This is a genomic window from Chitinophaga oryzae (assembly GCF_012516375.2).
GTDB lineage: Bacteria > Bacteroidota > Bacteroidia > Chitinophagales > Chitinophagaceae > Chitinophaga > Chitinophaga oryzae.
Genome location: NZ_CP051204.2, coordinates 5,641,486 through 5,660,642 on the forward strand (window position 1 = coordinate 5,641,486; position 19,157 = coordinate 5,660,642).

The 19,157-nt window shown below is 52.5% G+C and carries 11 protein-coding genes; 5 read left to right on the forward strand and 6 right to left on the reverse strand.

What is annotated here, in order from left to right:
- The first annotated feature begins 2 nt into the window (after positions 1-2).
- On the forward strand, positions 3-545 hold the full coding sequence (locus tag HF324_RS22235) for a DUF192 domain-containing protein (RefSeq protein WP_168804592.1): 543 nt from the start codon (positions 3-5) through the stop codon (positions 543-545).
- Positions 546-667: 122 nt separating this feature from the next.
- Here HF324_RS22235 and HF324_RS22240 read toward each other — a convergent pair whose 3' ends face one another.
- The 3 genes from HF324_RS22240 to HF324_RS22250 all read right to left on the reverse strand — a co-directional run bounded on the left by HF324_RS22240 (position 668) and on the right by HF324_RS22250 (position 5,173).
- On the reverse strand, positions 668-1,033 hold the full coding sequence (locus tag HF324_RS22240; RefSeq protein ID WP_168804593.1) for a GreA/GreB family elongation factor: 366 nt from the start codon (positions 1,031-1,033) through the stop codon (positions 668-670).
- Between the two features lie 15 nt (positions 1,034-1,048).
- Positions 1,049-2,614, reverse strand: a complete 1,566-nt coding sequence (locus HF324_RS22245) for an FMN-binding glutamate synthase family protein (protein WP_168804594.1) — start codon at positions 2,612-2,614, stop codon at positions 1,049-1,051.
- 270 nt (positions 2,615-2,884) lie between these two features.
- Positions 2,885-5,173, reverse strand: a complete 2,289-nt coding sequence (locus HF324_RS22250) for a DUF7133 domain-containing protein (protein WP_168804595.1) — start codon at positions 5,171-5,173, stop codon at positions 2,885-2,887.
- A 341-nt stretch (positions 5,174-5,514) separates the two neighbouring features.
- On the opposite strand from HF324_RS22250, the gene HF324_RS22255 reads away from it, so the two are divergent.
- Both HF324_RS22255 and HF324_RS22260 read left to right on the forward strand, forming a co-directional pair.
- The gene (locus HF324_RS22255) at positions 5,515-6,618 is read left to right on the forward strand and encodes an acyltransferase family protein (protein ID WP_168804596.1); all 1,104 of its coding nucleotides are present in this window, start codon (positions 5,515-5,517) and stop codon (positions 6,616-6,618) included.
- 95 nt (positions 6,619-6,713) lie between these two features.
- On the forward strand, positions 6,714-7,979 hold the full coding sequence (locus HF324_RS22260) for a NupC/NupG family nucleoside CNT transporter (RefSeq protein WP_168804597.1): 1,266 nt from the start codon (positions 6,714-6,716) through the stop codon (positions 7,977-7,979).
- Positions 7,980-8,257: 278 nt separating this feature from the next.
- Here HF324_RS22260 and HF324_RS22265 read toward each other — a convergent pair whose 3' ends face one another.
- Entirely contained in the window at positions 8,258-8,656 is a 399-nt protein-coding gene (locus HF324_RS22265) for a DUF4259 domain-containing protein (protein ID WP_168804598.1), read from the reverse strand.
- Between the two features lie 85 nt (positions 8,657-8,741).
- Entirely contained in the window at positions 8,742-12,272 is a 3,531-nt protein-coding gene (gene smc / locus HF324_RS22270) for a chromosome segregation protein SMC (RefSeq protein ID WP_168804599.1), read from the reverse strand.
- 363 nt (positions 12,273-12,635) lie between these two features.
- On the opposite strand from smc, the gene HF324_RS22275 reads away from it, so the two are divergent.
- Entirely contained in the window at positions 12,636-15,035 is a 2,400-nt protein-coding gene (locus HF324_RS22275; RefSeq protein WP_168860865.1) for an outer membrane beta-barrel family protein, read from the forward strand.
- A gap of 157 nt (positions 15,036-15,192) precedes the next feature.
- Positions 15,193-17,415 carry an FUSC family protein gene (locus HF324_RS22280; RefSeq protein WP_168804601.1) on the forward strand — a complete coding sequence of 741 codons (2,223 nt, stop codon included), beginning with the start codon at positions 15,193-15,195 and terminating at the stop codon, positions 17,413-17,415.
- An 86-nt stretch (positions 17,416-17,501) separates the two neighbouring features.
- Here HF324_RS22280 and bshC read toward each other — a convergent pair whose 3' ends face one another.
- Entirely contained in the window at positions 17,502-19,082 is a 1,581-nt protein-coding gene (gene bshC, locus HF324_RS22285; protein WP_168860866.1) for a bacillithiol biosynthesis cysteine-adding enzyme BshC, read from the reverse strand.
- Between the last annotated feature and the right edge of the window lie 75 nt (positions 19,083-19,157).

Consider the following 19,157-nt stretch of genomic DNA (forward strand, 5'->3'; position numbering starts at 1 on the left):
TTATGCAGCTACCGTTCAAATACCTGTTGATAGCCGCCCTGTACGTGTCCGGCTGTAACAACAATACCGGCAAAAACAACAGCGCCGCCACCACAGAAACCGGTACCGGCACTACCGCCGGCACGGAATCTCCGGCCCCGGTCACCGCCAACGGCAGCGAATTCAGAAAAGACGCGTCGCTCGCATTCCTGTCCAAAAGCAAGGCGGACACCATCCGTAAAATCGATATCCAGCTGGCACAAACCGATCAGCAGCGGGAAGACGGGCTGATGTACCGTAAATCCATGACCGATGACCAGGGCATGCTGTTTATCTTCCCGGACATGGAAGAGCGCTCTTTCTGGATGAAAAACACCTACATCTCCCTCGATATCATCTACCTGGATGATAAACTGGAAATCGTGTCCATCCAGAAATATGCAACGCCCTTGTCAGAACAAAGCCTCCCCTCCTTCAAAAAAGCACAATACGTGCTCGAAGTCAACGGTGGGTTCTGCGACAAATACCACATCAACTACGGCGACCACGTGGTCTACCACAAATAGCCCAATCACAAAATCTCCAAATAACTAAATATCTAAATGACTAAATGAAGAAGCCCCGGCAGACGCCGGGGCTTTTTTTGCTTTGATACATATTTGATCGCTAACATTATAGCCTTTAAAGACTATCCTTCATTGACCACCCGCAGGATATGCAGCTGGGTTTTGCCCGCAGGCACCTCCCAGTCGATGGTGTCGCCGGCGCTGTAGCCCAGCAGGGCCGTACCTATCGGCGAAAGGATAGAGAGTTTCCCCAGTTGAATGTTGCTGGCCGCAGGCAATACCAACTGCACTTCCCGTACAGCGCCGCTGCGTTCATCCCTGAACTGCAGCGTGGAATTGACCTGTACCACATCATCGGGTACTTTTGTCTTACGGATCACCGCCCTGTCCAGCTCCTCTTTCAGTTTGGCTGTGCCGGGAGCGTGGTAACAAAGCGTTTTCAGGATGTCGTAATCATGTTGGGACACGATAATCTGTTTCTTTTTCATGAAAACAGGTTTTAATCAATTATTGACTGCCTGCCCCGGCAACAGCGCCGCTCCTGCGGAACGACCGTTGTCCGGCGCATAGATTTCTTCATATGATCGTATATCCGTTCTCGTTACTCTTCTGTAAAGTGCTGCCGGGTTTACCTGTTCAGGCGCAGCGAAACCGCAGGCGCCCATCAGTTCTGCCAGTGCATATATGGTGTTACGGTGGAAGTTGGCCACCCGTTCTTTTTTGTCGGTCACATTCACGCCCTGGTACAGGGTGGGATCCTGTGTAGCCACGCCCACCGGGCAGCTGCCACTGTCGCACTGAAGCGCCTGTATGCAGCCCAGTGCCAGCATCATGCCTCTGGCGCTGTAGCAGGCGTCTGCTCCCAATGCCAACACTTTCATGATGTCGAAGCCGGTGATGATCTTACCGCTGGCCATAATTCTGATATGCTGTTTCAGGTCGTACTTCTTCAGCATGTTCACCACAAAAGCCAGTGCGTCGTACAAAGGCATCCCGATACTGTCCGTGAATTCCAGCGGAGCCGCACCGGTGCCGCCTTCTGCGCCATCTACCGTAATAAAGTCGGGGTAGATACCGGTGTTGGTCATGGCGATACAGATACGCTCAAACTCGTCCTTGCGGCCTACGCACAACTTAAAGCCTACCGGTTTGCCGCCGGAGAGGGTACGCAGCTGCTGCAGGAAAGTCAGCATCTCGTACTCGTTGCCAAAAGCGGTATGCGCTGCCGGCGATAATACGCTGACACCCGGTTTTACCTTACGGATAGCGGCGATTTCCGGCGTATTCTTCGCTGCCGGGAGTACCCCGCCCTTACCGGGCTTGGCGCCCTGGCTCAATTTCAGTTCCACCATCTTTACAGAAGGTTCCGCCACGGTCCCGGCGTATACTTCCGGTGAGAAATTACCGTTCTCATCGCGGCAGCCGAAGTAACCGGTGCCGATTTGCCAGATCAGGTCACCGCCGTGTTGCAGGTGATACGGACTCACACCACCCTCCCCGGTGTTGTGGGCGAACCCGCCCACCTTTGCGCCACCATTGAGGGAAAGGATGGCTGTTTTACTCAGCGCACCGTAACTCATCGCGCTGATGTTGAGTAAACTTGCGTTATATGGCTGACTGCATTGCTTGTTGCCGATCGTTACCCGCAGGGCTTCCGGTTTCACTTTGGTGGGAAACGCGGTATGCGACGCCCATTCGTAGCCCGGTTCATACATATCGGCCAGGGCGCCGAAAGCAACGGTCTGTTTCACGTCTTTTGCGCGCTGGTACACTACCGCACGCTGGCGACGGCTGAACGGCCGTCCGTCCGTATCAGACTCGAAGAAATACTGACGCATTTCCGGCCTGATGTGCTCCAGCAGGTAACGCAGCCTCCCCAGCAGGGGATAGTTGCGCAACAGGGCGTGTTTGCCCTGGAAACGGTCGATCAATGTCAGCAATGTGACACCTACGGCCACCGGTAATAAAATCCATCCTGTTAAATAACCGCGATAAAGGCTTGCAGCCACGCTCACATCCAGCAACAGGCATAAAAGATAAACTGCCCATCGTGCTATCCGATGATTCATAAAACTTATTTTATAAGATTGTTTTGGAAATTGCTAAATGGATTATACTACCAATACAAGCGTACAGGTATCATCCCCCCGGGTACAACTGTTACGATGCTATAAGTTGCCCGGGCTTAATTGTTGAAGTCTTTGGGACAGGATAAAAAAGGCAACAGGAACCCGCCCGTACAGATACGGTGTTGGCTACAGCAGGTTTGTATGTTCGTTGCCTTACTCACGAGTAATGGTATGAGCAACAAAGATAGGCCTTTTATTGATATGAGCGCATTATTTGGTTAATTCTGCGGCGGTAAACGGCTTTTGCCGGCCGTTATATTGTTTGCGGACATTTTTGATATCGTCTGCCGTCACTTTTCCGGCTTTGTTATTCCATGCGCTCCGCAAAAAGGTGAGCAGCTCCGCAATGTCACCGTCACTGAATTCATCACTGACGCCGATGCCTGGCATATCGCCGTTGATCTCCGGCGCCTTATACAGTTTACCGTGCACTTCCACCGGACCGGTAAGGCCATACAACACGATGGCGGCGAACTTGCTCTTGTCGCCCGTCACCCAGTTGCTTTCATTCAGCGGCGGCGCCATGGAAGCAATACCATTCCCGTTTTTACCATGACAGGTCTGACAAACGGTGTTAAATATTTTGTAACCCCTCGGATATTTAGCCGCCAGTGCATCCATCTTTTGGGCGTTGGCGGTGTTGTCCATATTTTTCAGCACGGCGTGCAGCTGTTTATTCAGCGCCAGCGTAGTATCCGGGTTAAAGGCCTCCAGTTGCTTCAGCAGCGCAGCTTCCCGGTTGACCGCATTATTGATCAATGCGGCCGACGTATAACGGTCACGCGCATACGCTTTCATCAGTTTATTCTCCAGCCGGCCGGCAGCAGCTTTGTCTGTCCGGCTCAATGCAGGCAATAAATAAGCGACATAAGGCGCAAAAAACGGTTTATCCGCCAGCGTATCCAGCCTTGCGGCGGCCGCTTTGGCGGATTTGCCGTCCAGCACGGAAGGCAACGCCGCCAGCGCCTGTACCTTATAGGCATCGTTGCCCTGCTCCAGTATCGTGGCCAGATCGGCGTAGGTCAACTGATGCAGGCCTTCCAGCGTCCAGAGCGCATGCACCTGCAACAGCGGCGTGGCGTTGCCGGCCAGTGCCGCCCGCAGTTCCGGTACCAGCGCGGTTAAGCGATGATCGATAATATATTGTTGCGCTTTATCGCGCAGCGCTCCGTTAGGATGGTTTAACAGTTGTAAAACTGCCTCTTCCTGCACCAGCGTTTTCTTCGGCTGCTGTCCTGCCGGCACGATGCGGTAAATACGGCCGCAGCTGAGAGGCTGCGTCAGTTCCCGCATTTTTATTTCATTCTTCAGGTAAGAGGTGAGGTAGGTTTTATGCTGCAGGATGCCCCGGTACATATCCGTGATGTACAGGGCGCCATCCGGACCGTTGTACAGCCCTGTGGGCCGGAAACGTTCATCCGTACTGGCCAGGAACTCTTTGCCTTTATAGGCCTGTTGCCCGGTGACGATAAAGCCGCTGTCACGCAGCACATTCCGCTTGATCAGGTTGGCCGACGGTTCCGCCACAAAAGCGTTGCCAGCGTATCCGGCAGGCAGCAGGTTGCCCCGGTAGATCACCGGGCCGCAGGCGGCGGTGAACTCCACCAGCCGCAGACTGTCGTCCAGTATGCCTTTCATATATCCCCTGTTCACGCCTGGCGTGGGATGCGCAGGATACACATGGTTATCCCTCACGATTTTCTGATCATATCCCGCGGCATTCTGCTGGTGCGGATTCTTGCCTCCCAGTCCGGCCGGGAAATAATCGCCCAGCAGGTTTTCGGAGTTGTTGTTATAATACAGCCGTCCTTTGTCATCCTGGGTTATACCCCACTGTCCGCGGAAGGTGGTGGCTTCTTTCAGCCATTTATCGCCCACTTTGCGGTAACGGCGGTCAGATTTCGCATTGTATATCCAGTTGTCCAGCCCCCGTAAAAGGCCGTTGGGCTGATGTTCCACGTTACCGCCTGCCGCATACATACTGTCCACCAGTACTTTTTTACCCGGCTTGTCGTTGTTGTTTTCGATGAACCACAACTGCGGCGGCGTAGCTACCAGCACGCCGTTTTCCACGAGGCACACCGCCCTGGGCAATACCAGCGAATCGAGGAACACCGTGCGTTTGTCCATCACGCCGTCGCCGGTGGTGTCTTCGAGTATCACTATTTTGCCGTCCGGCAGGTCTTCACCAGTGCCGCTGGTGTCCGGCATAAACCCCATCATCTCCACCACCCACATGCGACCACGGTCGTCAAACACGGTGCTTACCGGCGCAAATACCATCGGTTCAGCTGCCACCAGCTGCACTTCCAGGCCTTTGTCCACCGTCATGGCGCCGATGGCGGCTTTACCGTCCAGGACGGGCGACCGGGCATACTGCTTTCGCATAGCCAGCGAGTCTTTTTCGCGCTTGCTGAGATGGTCTTGTTGTTGTGTCTGTCCGCAGGCAAACCATGCCAGGGAAATCGTGGAAATGATCAGGTATTGAAGACGGCCCATGTATTTAATTCGATTGCAAACGATAAAAATACAGCTCCTGTTGATTTTTGCAACTATTTTTTGATCAGGGGCGAAATCATTTGGGAATTTGGGTATTTAGAAATTTGGTTATTTAGAAATTTGAATATTTTGTTTCGCCTGAATGGCCCTTAAAGGAGGAGAATGGTTGCTGTACGTGTAACAGATGCGGATACACTGGAAAAGGTGAAGGGGCTTAAAGAAGGAGAATGGTTGCTGTGCGTGGTATACCCAAAAATGTGAAAATAAAGGCATCTATTGAGAAATCAATATAATAACCAGCTTCATCAAATATCTAAATTCGTAAATAACCAAATAACCAAATGATTTTCACGTCATCAGCCAAACCGCACTATGAGGTACTCGACGGCCTGCGCGGCACGGCGGCTATCACCATTGTGGTCTTTCACTTCCTGGAACTGGTATGGTTCGATTACAGCAAGAATCCGTTGGGCCATGGCTTCCTGGCGGTGGATTTTTTCTTCTGCCTGTCGGGCTTTGTGATTGGCTATGCTTATGACGGGCGGTTATCCGGCATCGGTTACCGTGGTTTTTTCCGGGGGCGGTTGCTGCGGTTGCATCCGCTGGTATGGCTGGGGTCTGTGCTGGGGCTGTTATCTTTCCTCTTCGATCCGTTTGGCGGCGATCCCTATGCGCAGGGCGTGTGGCCTGTTGTGGCAGGCTTTATCTGTTCCCTGTTCCTGCTGCCGTTCCCCTGGCTGCCGGGAAGGGGCGGCGCCTTGTTTCCTTTCAACTCCCCTACCTGGTCGCTTTTCATGGAATATATCATCAATATCGTGTATGCATGGGTGTTAAGCAGGCTGCACAAGGGCGTCACGCTGTTGCTGACGGTGCTGGCGGCGGGCTGGCTGGCGGTAACGGCCTGGCGTGCCGGCACGCTGATCGGTGGCTGGGCTGACGCCAGTATTGTCGACGGGTTTGCGCGGGTGACTTTCTCTTTCCTGGCGGGGCTGAGCGTATACCGTTTTCAGTGGGTGCTGCGTACGCGGGCAGGGTTTGTGGTGTTGTCGCTGCTGTTGCTGGCTACTTTTATGTGTCCTTATTTCCGGCTGAACTGGCTGGTGGAATGGGGCATTGTGGCGGTGGTTTATCCGGTGGTGATTGCCCTGGGTGCAGGTGCTGTAGCGACGGGCTGGTGGCTGCAATGCTGCCGCTTTATTGGCCGGCTGTCTTATCCTTTATATATGACCCACATTTTCCTGATATGGCCTTTCGGCAACTACTATGCGAAATACAAGCCGGGGGCGGGACAGCTGACCCTTATCGTGACAGCCGGCACATTGGTGCTGATGGGTATCGGTTACGTGGCAATGCGCTGGTATGACGAACCGCTGCGCCGGTGGCTGAAGGGCAGCCTCAGAAAGGCGTCAGCGCCTGCTGGTGGCCGTCCGGCGGAAGTTGTTTAAATGCACTGCTGAAATACGTCGCAAAGTGACCAGAAATCGCAAAATAACTTATCTTCGTCGCCTTATTGCATACATTTTACGATTTATTTGCATTTATGGAACGCTTTCAGGGCTTAATAGGCATCGTCCTAATTCTGGGCATTGCCTTTTTGTTTTCCAACAACAGGAGTAAGATCAACTATCGGCTGGTGCTGAGTGGTATTACGTTGCAGGTAGTGATTGCCCTGCTGGTATTTAAAGTTCCCCCTATCACCTGGTTTTTTCAGCAAGTAGGCCGTGCTATGGGTAAACTGGAAGGATTTGCGCGTCAGGGCGCCGCTTTCGTATATGGCGGCATCGGCGTAGCCCAGCCCCCTACGGGCACGCTCGCCGATTATGCCAGCGGCGGATTTGTCTTCGCTTTCAATGTAACGGCCACTATCATCCTGGTATGTGTACTGGTAGCGGTATTGTACCATTTCGGTATTATGCAGCGGGTGGTAGCGGTGATTGCCCGTGCCATGAACGTAGTGATGCGGGTGAGCGGCGCAGAAGCGCTCAGCAATGTGGCCAGCGCCTTCGTTGGCCAGGTGGAAGCGCAGGTAATGATCCGTCCCTACCTCAACTCCATGACCAAAAGCGAAATCCTGGCCTCTATGAGCGGCAGTCTTGCCTGTATCGCGGGCGGCATCCTCGTCGTATATGCCAATATGGGCTTCCAGGCCGGTATGGACATCGCGCCCTTCCTGATCACCGCCAGCCTGATGGCCGCTCCCGGCGCGCTGGTCATTTCCAAGATCGTGTTCCCGGAGACGGAGGAAAGCGTGACCATGGGCCGCGTAAAAATGGAGGTAAAAAGCAACTATACCAACGTGATCGACGCTATCTCCCATGGTGCGGGCGACGGTTTTAAAATAGCCATGAACGTTATCGCCATGCTGATCGGCTTTATCGCCCTGATAGCGCTGATTGACTGGTGCCTGATTCACCTCGGCCACCTCGTGGGCCTCAGCTTCGACCTGAGCCTGGACTGGATCTTCGGTAAACTGTTCACCCCCATGGCGTGGGCCATGGGCGTTCCCAACCAGGATGTCAACAATGTGGCTACCCTCCTGGGACAGAAACTTACCATCAATGAGTTTGTGGCTTTCAAAAGCATGACCAGCCACAGCGTGAAGATAGAATCCGTCAAAGCCATCACCATCGTTACCATTGCCATCGCCGGGTTTGCCAACTTCAGCAGCGTAGGCATGCAGATAGGCGGTATCGGTGAACTGGCGCCCGGCCGTCGTACAGACCTGGCCAAGCTGGGCCTCAAAGCCCTGCTGTGCGGCACCCTGGCCAGCTACCTGTCGGCCACGATTGCCGGTATCCTGCTGTAAACCATTTGGAAGTTTAATCGTTTACAGATTTGCACTTCCATAAAAGCCAATAACAAAATATCAAAATAATAAGATATAAAAGGGAAGGCCCGTATGAAGCGTCATACGGGCCTTCCCTTTTATATCTTAGTATAATGTTTGATCAAACAGACTGCATTGTTGGGCTGAATAAGACGCAGCACGATCCCTGCTTAAAAAAACCAATTGTCTTAAGCATCGTTTTCCTGCGATCAGATCAGTCTTAATTGCTCCGGGACAGTCCCGGTGGTTATTACAGGTTATACTTCCAGTCTCTTCATCAGGGAAGCCTGTACGGCTGCCCAGGCTTCAAGTTGACCGGCTTCTTCCCAGTAATTTTTCATTTCTGACGCGCCCGTTATTTTGTTTACAGCATTGATAGCCTGGGTCCTCAATCCTTTGGTTGCGATCAGGTTCAGAATATCCAGTTTTTCCAGCGGGTCTTCCGGAAAGTCTTCGCTGGGTTTTCCCATCAGCGCTGCCACCAGTTCAGCGGCGGCTAATCCTTCTTCGCAATCTGCGGTTTCCAGTGTTTCGGTGTTGTTGATGATACGTGCCAGTGTATCCGTCACCAAACCACCATCTTTGCTGTCGATCACGTCAAAAATCCAGTCTTGTGATCCATCATTTTCAAAATTCCTGGTGCCCCATGCGCCCATAGTGTGTAATGTTTTTTATTTTTTTAAAATAAAGAAATAGAGAATAAAAGTAATAGTCTCCTTTTACAACAACAAAAACCTTTCATCAGTTTAAACTTCTGAAGTCCACCGGAACCAGTTTGCTCACGCCGGGTTCCTGCATGGTAACCCCGTAAATCACGTCAACAGCAGCCATGGTCTGTTTATTATGTGTTACAATAATAAACTGGGAATTATCAGAGAATTTTCTGATCATGTTGGTGAACTTGCCCACATTGGCATCATCGAGCGGCGCGTCTACCTCATCCAGGATACAGAATGGCGCGGGTTTGATAAGGTAGATGGCAAACAGCAGGGCGGTGGCCGTAAGGGTTTTTTCTCCACCGGAAAGCTGGGTAATGGCTGCCGGACGTTTGCCTTTGGGTTTAGCAATGATTTCTATGCCGGTATCGGCCAGGTTCTCCGGATCGCTCAGGATCATGTCACACTGGTCTTCCTCGGTAAAGAGGGCTTTAAATACGCGGATAAAGTTTTCTTTAACAGTATTGAAAGTATCGAGGAACTTCTGGTTGGCCGTCGTTTCCACCTCCTGGATGGTGGCCAGCAGGGAATCTTTTGCGTTTACCAGATCGGTTTTCTGTTCCAGGATAAACTCGTATCGTTTTTTCATTTCCTGGTACGCCTCGATCGCTGTAGGGTTGATCTCCCCCATGTTTTCAAGGCGTTTTTTGAGGCGCTCGGCGCTTCCCTGCAACTCGTCCAGCGGCAACTCGGAAGTGCGCTGCTCGTCGATGATTTCGTCCAGGTTGACTTTAAACTCCACGCTCAGGCGTTCTTTCATGGAAGCCAGTTGGAGCTTCAGCTCATTCACTTTGTCCTTGATCACATTGAGCTGCTGTTCCAGCTGCTCGCGGGCGCGCTGTTTGGTACGCAGCGTTGTTTCCAGTTCCTGGAGATGGTTACGGAAATTATAGTATTCCTGGTCTTTTTCGTTGAGCGCTTTTTCCTCTTCTTCACGCTGGCGGAACAACTCCACCAATCCCTCTTCTGCGGCGCCGCGTTTTTCTTCTGCCGCCGCAATGTTGGCCACTGCGTCTTCCAGCTGGGTTTTATTGCTGGTGATCTGTGCGTGCAGGTCTGTCAGCTGTTTGCGTTTGAATTCCAGCTCCTGTTTAAGCGCCTGCACCTTACTGTGCTGACGGGTATGTTGCAGGTTCTGGTTATTGAACTGCACATTGGCCATATTGAACTGCTGTTCCACTTCCTGGGCGGTCCTGTCGGCCTCGGTGATGGCGTCCTGCAGTTCCCCTACCCGGTCGTTGAGGTTTTCCAGTTCTTCACGGACGCCGGAAATACTCTCCTGGTTGGTCGTGAGCGACTGCTGCATCTCTTCCAGCCGTTTGTCGCCGCCTTCTATCAGGTGATGGAAGTTCTCGATCCTGTTCTGGAGCCCAAACAGCTGGTTGTTCAGCTGGTTGATCTTTTCCCGGGCGGTATTGATATTATTTTCATTGAGCTGGCTGTTATAGCCCAGCACCTGGTTGTGTTTGTCCTGTATCTGGGTACGCAGCGCGCCTACAGTGGCTTCCAGTTCTTTGATCTCTGCCTCCAGCTTTTCCAGGTTTTTGGCCCGGCCCAGTTTTTTACCTTCAAACAATCCCACGGAGCCGCCGGTGATATTGAACTTACCCCGGTGCATACGGCCGGATTTCTCTACCAGGCATATTTCATCGTCGGATACCTGGCTGAATTCAAGGCGGGTGATGTCTTCCCCGATGAATACTTTGCCCAGCAACTGATAACCGAGCCCTTTGTATTTCTCGTCAATTTCCACCACGTCGAGGGCCGGAATGGTGCCTGCCGGCGCCAGCAGCCCGTTGGCCGGTATGCGGAACTGATCGAGGATAAAAAAATTGGCTTTGCCTTTTTTATGGGTGTCGAGCAACCGGATGGCCTGTACCGCTTCTGCCACGTTATTGACAACATAGTAGTTGAGATAAGGTTCCAGCAGGTTTTCCACGCAGGTACGGTATTCCTCCTTACAGAAGAAGATATCGCTCAGAATGGGCGCTTCGTTGTTCCATTCCGGGTTCTTTTTCAGGAACTTGATACTCTCGGGATAACCTTCGAGACTGTCTACCAACGACTTAAGCAGGTCAAATTCATTCTTTTTGGAATCCAGCTTACGGTTTTCATCCACCAGCTGATCTCTCAGCCCTTCGATATCCGACTGGGTAGCCAGGATCTTGCCTTTCGTCTCTTCCTGGAAACGGACCATCTCGTCCAGCTCTGCTTTGCTGGTGGCGATGGTGTGTTGCAGCGTTTCTTTCTCCGCTTCCAGCTGGGTGATCTGTTGCAGGCGGCTGTTCTTCTCTTCCTGCAGCTGCTGAATGCCCCGTTGCAGGTTCTGCACGGAGGTATCCGCTACCGCCACTTTCTTTTCGGCCTCAAACTGCTGTCGTTGCCAGCGCTGCTGGTCGTTACGCAGGGTTTCGAGGGCCAGTTTCTTTTGCTGGAAGCGTTCTTTTTTCTCCTCCACCATTTCGCGGAGGGTTTCCAGTTCATCTTCCATGGATTCAAAGACTTCCGCTTCCTCCACTACCTGTTTCTCGGTAAACTCGATGGAGGTGGTCAGTCCCTGTAATTGTCCTTCCGCATTGTTCAGGAAGTCATTGATATTTTTTTCTCTTTCCCGCAGATAGGTCAGCTGCTGGGCGGCGAGATTCTTGTCATTTTCTTTGGTACGGATGGTCGCCACCAGTTCGTTGAACGACTTCTGGAGGGTTTGCAGTTCCCTTTCCTTGGCGACGAAATGCAGTTTATCCTCTTCCACAGCGGCCTCTGCAGTGGTAATTTCCGTTTCCAGTTGCAGTTTACGGTCGCTTTCTTCCTGTTGTTTGTCAGACAGTTCCCTGAAGGTGACGTTAAATCCTTCCAGGGCGGCTTTCGCCAGTTCAATGCTGATTTCGCGGTATTCCTTTTTTACCTCGTAGAAGCGTTCCGCTTTACGGGCCTGGCCTTCCAGCGTTTTCAGGTTATTGTTGATTTCAAACAACAGGTCCTCGATACGGTTCAGGTCCCCCTCCGTGGCCTCCAGTTTGGATTTGGCTTCTTTTTTACGGGTTTTATAGATGGAGATGCCTGCCGCCTGTTCCAGCATGCGGCGACGGCTGTTTTCCTTGTCCCTGATGATATCGTCCACCATGCCCAGCTCGATGATGGCGTAGGAATCGGTGCTGACGCCGGTGTCCATGAAGAGGTTATGGATATCCTTGAGGCGGCAGGCCACATCGTTGAGCCGGTACTCGCTGTCGCCGTTCTTGTAGAACTTGCGGGTAATGGTAACCGTAGTAAATTCGGTGGGAAGTACGTTCTTGGTATTTTCAAAGGTAAGGCTCACCTCTGCCATACCACTGGCGGAGCGTGTTTTGGAACCGTTGAACACCAGCCCTGACTGGTTCTCCGAACGCAGGTTGCTGATTTTGTGTTCCCCGATCACCCAGCGGATGGAGTCGATGATATTACTTTTGCCGCAACCGTTGGGTCCAATGACACCGGTGATCCCTTCATCGAAGTTCAGCACGGTTTTATCGGCAAAACTTTTAAAGCCTTTAATTTCTAGTGTTTTTAAGCGCACGACTTACTCCGAGGTTTTTTTAAGGCGTCAAAGATATAATTTTACCCGAATGAAAAAGTAATTTAAGTGAGAAGCCGGTATCTCTCCTAATTATTTATACACACTCCGGGCGAAAACAGCCGTCACACGACCATCCGTTATCCACTAAAGGACTGATTATAAATATAGTAAAAAGCGCAATTATAATTTAATTCCCTGTGAGAAATTATTGACCGCTTATCCCTACCGCTCTGCGTTAGCAGTAACTTTTTATAGCTTGTGTAAGCAACCCGGAACGACCTATGTAGCTATGCCACTGTAACTTATGCCATTTACCACATAGGAGGCCCCGGGACCATACCTCAAAATAATCTACCCTGATCCATGACGCAAAAAGGCATATGGCTGTTGTTCCTGTTATGCATTTCCGTTACCCTGCAGGCCCGCCAGCAAAACGGCATCATCACCGGCCAGGTGATTGACAGTATTTCCGGGAAACCCGTGGAATACGCTACAGTGGTACTGATGCAGGCTGCTGACCGGAAAACGGTGGCCCATACCCTCACAGACAACAAGGGTGACTTCCGGTTTACCGGGGTAGCTTACGGCACCTACCAGATCGGCATCACCATGCTGGGCTATACACCACTGCTGCTGGACACCCTCCGGATGGACGCCGCCAACGCCTTCCACCGCCTCAGCCCCCGCCGCCTCTCCACCACTACGCAACAGCTGAATGCAGTCACCGTCACCGGTAAAAAGCCCCTGGTGGAGCTGCAGGACGAGAAACTGATCTACAACGTGGAAAACGACATCGACAAAGACAACAGCTCCGCTTCCGACATCATGCGCAAAATCCCGATGCTCACCGTAGACGCGGACGGCACCATCAAACTGAAAGGGCAGACCAACTACAAAGTGCTGCTGAACGGCCGCGCCACCTCCATCATCACCCGCGATCCCAAAGAAGCCCTTAAAGCCTACCCGGCCAGCATCATCAAAAAAATAGAAATCATCACCGAACCCTCCGCCAAATATGATGCAGAAGGCATCGGCGGTATCATCAATATCATCACCCAGCGACAGGTGATCGGCTACAACGGCAGCCTCTATACCAACTACAATACCCTCGGCAGGTTGAGCGGCGGCGGCTCCATCAGCGCCCGCAAAAAGAAAGTCGGCATTACCGCATACGCCGGCGCCAACAGCGACAAAAGCCGCAACAGCAACAGCATCCTCCGGGAAAGCTTTATCCCGGGCGACAAAGGCGTGCTCACACAAAACTCTGAGTTTGAACGCAACAACCAGATATACTACGGCAGCCTGGAAATGACCTACGACATCGACACGGCCAACAGCCTCACCCTCTTCGGTAACGGCAGCATCAACAATATGGTCCAGCGATCTCCCCAGAACAGCCTCTGGTACGACAGCACCGGCAAACAGGTACAGTATGGCACCAATAACAGCGACTCGTACAACAAAGGCCATGGCGTCGGCGTCGGGCTGGACTACCAGCATAAATTCCGCCAGCAGGGCCATGAACTGACCATCGCTGCCAACCTGGTCAGCAGTTACGGAGACGGATACACGAATAACAGTCAGCGTTACGTCCCGGGCGCCGACAGTTTCTACCGCAACAACAGCCTTTTTACCAGCCGCGTGACCACCGCCCAGGCCGATTACACCCTGCCCCTGCCACATGAACAGCTGCTGGAAACGGGTATTAAAGGGACCTTCCAGTATAATAAAAATTCCGCCACACAGGAAATACGTAATAAAGATGGGAATATGATCCCCAACCCCATCCGCGACAATATCTTTAACAGCCGCCAGGATGTGCTGGCATTTTATCTCACCTACCGGTTTAAAATAGGCGCCCAACTGAGCGTCAAACCAGGCTTCAGGCTGGAACAGACCTATCAGACAGGAGATTTTGTGTCTTCCAAAACCCAAATCAACACCAACTACCTCAGCGCTATTCCCACCGTTAATATTTCCTGGCAGCTGAAACCGATGACCAGCCTGTCGTTCTCCTACAGCCGCCGCCTGGAAAGGCCCAACGTCTTTGCCATGAATCCCTATGTAAACGACAACGACCCCTACAACACCTTTTACGGAAATCCCAACCTGAAGCCGTCCTACGCCAACAGTTTCGGCATATACTTCAATAAGATCATGGAGAAAGTCACCTTCAACGCAGGGCTGGACTATACCTTCACCAACAACTCTATCCAGAACATCGTGGAAGTAGATAAGGAAAAAGGTATCACTTCCACCACCTACGCCAACATCGGCAAATCCAGCGGCACAGGCGTCAGCACCAGTATGCGCTTCGCGCTCACCCCAAAATGGAACGTCAGCATCAACGGGCGTGGCGGCTACAGCAATTTCAGCGATGGCAACACCCTCAGCAGCAGCGGCTTCTCGGGCAGCACCTATCTCAACACCGACTATAATATCGGGCATGGCTTCCGGGCAGATGCTTATGGTTACTGGTATTCCGGCAGCCCCAGCGTACAAGGCAGCAGCGGCTCCAACATCGGCTACGGATGCACCGTACGCAAAGATTTTCTCGATGGCAAACTGTCCACCAGTCTTGCCGCAGACCAGCCCTTCCGCAAACAACGGCCGGTGATATCCGAAACAATCGACCCCTCTTTCCGCCGCGTATATACCTCCTACTTCCCCGGTAACTCCTACACCATCTCCGTCAGCTGGCGCTTCGGCAAACTAACGACCAGCGCTACACGAAACAAGAGTGTGGTGAATACAGGCCTTTGAGGAAAATTACGAATTACGAATTACGAATTACGAATTGGGAAATTCCTTATAGAGCGGTTATTAAGTAACCAGCCTGCAAGTAAGCTTCAAATTCGTAATTCGTAATTCGTAATTCGTAATTGCCTTGTATCTTTGTATTCCAAAAACCGATTTACGTTTGCGTATAGAACAGCGAATCAACGATATCAAGAGTTTCCTTTACAGTTATCATTTCAGCAACGGTTTGCGCACCACCATCAGCGTGGTGGTCCCCTCCCTGATTTTTGCCGCCATCGGCCAGCTGGGCCTCGGTATTGCTATGTCCATGGGCGCATTGTGTACCGCCCTGAGCGATGTCCCCGGCACTATCATTCACAAGCGCAACGGACTTATCATCAGTACCGGACTGATTTTCCTCACCGCCCTGGGCACAGGGCTGCTGCTGCCTTACCCCACCCTGATGGCCTTCTGGATAGTGGCCTGCTGCTTCGTTTTCGCCATGATGCTGGTCTACGGCAACCGCGGCGGCAACATCGGCACCGGCTGCCTGCTCGTGCTGGTCTCCATCCTGGGCGAAACCAGGCTCACGCCCGGCATGGCGGTAGTGTACGCAGCCATGGTGTTGCTGGGCAGCATCTGGTATGCGCTGCTGGCGCTGATACTATGGCAGATACGCCCCTACCTTAACGTACAACAGGCGCTGGGCGACTGTATACAACAGACCGCCCGTTACCTCGAACTCCGCTCCAACTTTTATACACCCGGCGTAGATGTGGCCGCCAACTATAAAGCCGTGCTGGCCCAACAGGTCATCGTCAATGAAAAACAGGAAAACGTAAGAGAACTCCTGCTGAAAAGACGCTCCGCCCAGCAAGGCACCACCAGCATCAACAAAAGCATGGTGCTCATCTTCCTCGATATGGTAGACCTGCAGGAGCAGATCATGGCGTCGCAGACAGACTACAACGCCCTCCAGCGTGACTTCAGACAGGATGACATCCTGCAGAAATTCCATGCGCTGATCACAGAGTTCGTGGAAGAACTGGAGAATATCGGTCTCGCAGTAGCCGCAGGGCAACGCTCCCTGCCCAAAACCAATCTCAAATATGAGATGGAAAAAGTGAAACAAGCCATCGCCGATATCACCCTGAAGCTGCCCACGCTGGCGGAGAGGACCCGGACCATCCCCCTGACCAACATCCTGCAGAACCTCCAGGACATGGCGCAAAGGATCTACAACCTGCACCGCCTCACCCGGCTGGAGCGGCTGAAAGACGAAACCATCGATCCCAGGCTGGAATTGTCGAAGTTCACCACCAGCCAGAAATACGACCTGGAGACGTTCCGCGACAACCTCACTTTCAAATCCCATATCTTCCGGCATGCCGTGCGTGTGAGCCTCGCCACCATCACCGGCTACCTGCTGGGACTGGCCCTCCATCTCGACAGGGTATACTGGATATTGCTGACAATAGTGGTGATCCTGAAGCCCGGCTTCGGCCTTACCCGCTCCCGCAGCATACAGCGCCTGATCGGCACCGTACTGGGCGCGCTCTTCGCTGCCGGCCTGCTGTATATCACCCACAACGATACCGTGATCTTCATCAGCATGCTCCTCTGTATCCTGGGCGCCTACAGCTTCATGAGCTTCCAGTACACGCTCAGCGTGTTCTTCGTCACCCCGTTCATCATCTTCCTGCTGCATTTCCTGCATCCGGCCGACCTGCAGAACGCCACCCAACGAGTACTCGACACTTTCATCGGCGGAGGTATCGCCTTCTTTGCCAATATGCTGCTGTGGCCTTCCTGGGAACACAACACCCTGCCGGGGTACATGCAGAAAATGCTGCTCTCCAACCGTAAATACTGTGAACTGGTATTGCGGGTATATGCCGGGGAAACCAATACGGTGACCGATTTTAAACTTGCCCGTAAAGCTACTTATGTGGACACCGCCAATATGATGGCCGCCTTCCAGCGAATGCTGTCCGAACCGAAAAGCAAACAAAAAAACGCCTCCAAAGTGTATCACTTTGTAGTGCTCAATCATACCCTTACCTCCCATATCGCCGCCCTGGCCGCGTACAGCATGCATCACGGCGTACAGTTCCCCCGGCCGGAATACAGGGAGATCACCGCCTACCTGCTGCGATACATCGACCAGCTGTACCTCATGCTCGACCCGGCCACACACGGCCAGGCCCAGCTGGAACCGGCCATCCATGCCTTCGACACGCTGGATGAACACCTGCATAACCTCGTACACCTGCGCCAGCTGGAAATCAATGAAGGCAAAGGCGCCACACCTATCCGTGACGAAATGCTGGAAACCAAACAGGTACACGACCAGCTGCAAGCCATGCTGTCTCTGGTAAAAGATATGGGTAAAGCCCTTTCCTGAATTACGAATTACGAATTGAGGGCTGTCTTATGGAGCGGTTCATTAATAACCTTTCCAAAAGACAGCCCTCAATTCGTAATTCGTAATTATTTTACAATCGTAAACTGATCGGTGACCGGTGTCAGCGCCGCCAGCACGCGGTCCAGGAAAGCGGGACCTTCCGCCGCATACCAGGGCATAAAGTTCTCTTTGCGCTCCTGCAACGAACCTCCGGGGAACAGCTTGTTTTTCACCTGCTTGATCTGGTCGGTCTGCCAGGCAAATTTTTTCTTCTCCGCCCGGAGAAACTTATGCTCCAGTTTACCGATGGATTTCAAAGCGCGGCTTCTTTCCGCTCCTGTACTGGCTACGAGTGTAATATCTATGCTGCGGGCCTTTGCTTCCAGGCTGTCATACAGCTTTTCAATGGCAGCATATTCTTCTTTCAGTACCAGCGCCGCATTGGTATGCTTTTTCACATAGGCGTTCACGATATCGTCCGTGGTAGCGAACAATTCCGCTGTGGTGATGCCCAGTTTATCCAGCCGCCGGGCCGATTGCTCGTCTGCCAGCAACAGGGAATTGCGCAGCAACAGTACCGGGAAAGGCACGCCGTAATGGGTAAAAAGATCCTTTAGTTCCAGCCAGTAGGCGATTTCACCACCGCCGCCAATGAAAGCAATATTGGGCAGGACCGTTTCCTGGAACATGCCCCGCAGGATCACGTTGGGACTAAACCGCTCCGGATGCGCTTCCAGTTCTTTTTCCAGCGCAGCAGCGTCAAATTTCAACGGGGTGTGTAATACTTTCCACTGATCGCCTTCCTGCACGATGCGTTCCCGCATATCGTCTTTCAGGTAAAACAGGTTGATCTCGCGCGGGTTCGCCTGCACTTTATAATGGGCGCCCAGTTGTTCGAGCGTCTTGTTAACGATGCCGTGCGACGCCTGGTGAAACAGCTCGTCTTTCATCACCGGGATGTAGAGGCGTTTCAGCGCAGGGCTGTCCGGCACCAGCACCACCAGCCCGTAGCGGCCGAACAGCGCATGTACCAGGTACAACGTGGCATCCTGGATATTGCGGTGCTCCAGGTAAGCTTTACGCAGCAGCGCTATCAGCTCTTCTGCATGCGGCGCGTACCCGAGCATATCTTTTATTTGTCCGATCAGTTGCTCCAGTCCTTCCGGACGCATACGGCCCACAGCCCCCTGCTGTCCTGCAGCCCAGGTCAGCGTCTTCCCTTCCAGGTAAATGCTGCCCAGTTCATCCAGGTCAGCGTCTTCGCTGCCCATATAATATACCGGCACAAACTGATGCTGCGGGTGCTGCTGTTGCAGTTCCCGGCACAGTTTGATGGCTTGCAGTATCTTATAAACAAAGTACAGGTAACCGGTAAATACGTTGGGCTGGTGGGCGGTCGTTACCGTGAACGTCTGTGCATCGGCCAGGCGGGCAATATTGTCCTGCACGGCCTGCACCGGCTCCAGGTGTTCATATTGCTGTTGCAGTGCCGCTACCAGCGCTGCCCTGGGAGTGTTAAACTGCTTCCTGGCGGCTATAGCAGCAGTAAAATCCGGATGAGTAGAGGAATAGGTGTAGAAAGGTCTGATCTGTGGCGCATCTGCTAAAAAATCTGTTACCAGCTGATTAAAAAAGCCTGTCTTCCCGTAAGGAATATACTCGAGCATATTACGTGTCGAATTACAAATGATCAATAAAAGTAACGGATATATCTGAATACATCGAAACTTTTGAATGTACGA

Excerpts from the sequence above, each read along its gene's own strand:
- HF324_RS22255 (WP_168804596.1), top strand. The coding sequence starts at position 5,515 with ATGATTTTCACGTCATCAGCCAAACCGCACTATGAGGTACTCGACGGC.
- HF324_RS22265 (WP_168804598.1), bottom strand. The coding sequence starts at position 8,656 with ATGGGCGCATGGGGCACCAGGAATTTTGAAAATGATGGATCACAAGAC.
- HF324_RS22240 (WP_168804593.1), bottom strand. The coding sequence starts at position 1,033 with ATGAAAAAGAAACAGATTATCGTGTCCCAACATGATTACGACATCCTG.
- HF324_RS22250 (WP_168804595.1), bottom strand. The coding sequence starts at position 5,173 with ATGGGCCGTCTTCAATACCTGATCATTTCCACGATTTCCCTGGCATGG.
- HF324_RS22260 (WP_168804597.1), top strand. The coding sequence starts at position 6,714 with ATGGAACGCTTTCAGGGCTTAATAGGCATCGTCCTAATTCTGGGCATT.
- bshC (WP_168860866.1), bottom strand. The coding sequence starts at position 19,082 with ATGCTCGAGTATATTCCTTACGGGAAGACAGGCTTTTTTAATCAGCTG.
- HF324_RS22235 (WP_168804592.1), top strand. The coding sequence starts at position 3 with ATGCAGCTACCGTTCAAATACCTGTTGATAGCCGCCCTGTACGTGTCC.
- HF324_RS22275 (WP_168860865.1), top strand. The coding sequence starts at position 12,636 with ATGACGCAAAAAGGCATATGGCTGTTGTTCCTGTTATGCATTTCCGTT.
- HF324_RS22245 (WP_168804594.1), bottom strand. The coding sequence starts at position 2,614 with ATGAATCATCGGATAGCACGATGGGCAGTTTATCTTTTATGCCTGTTG.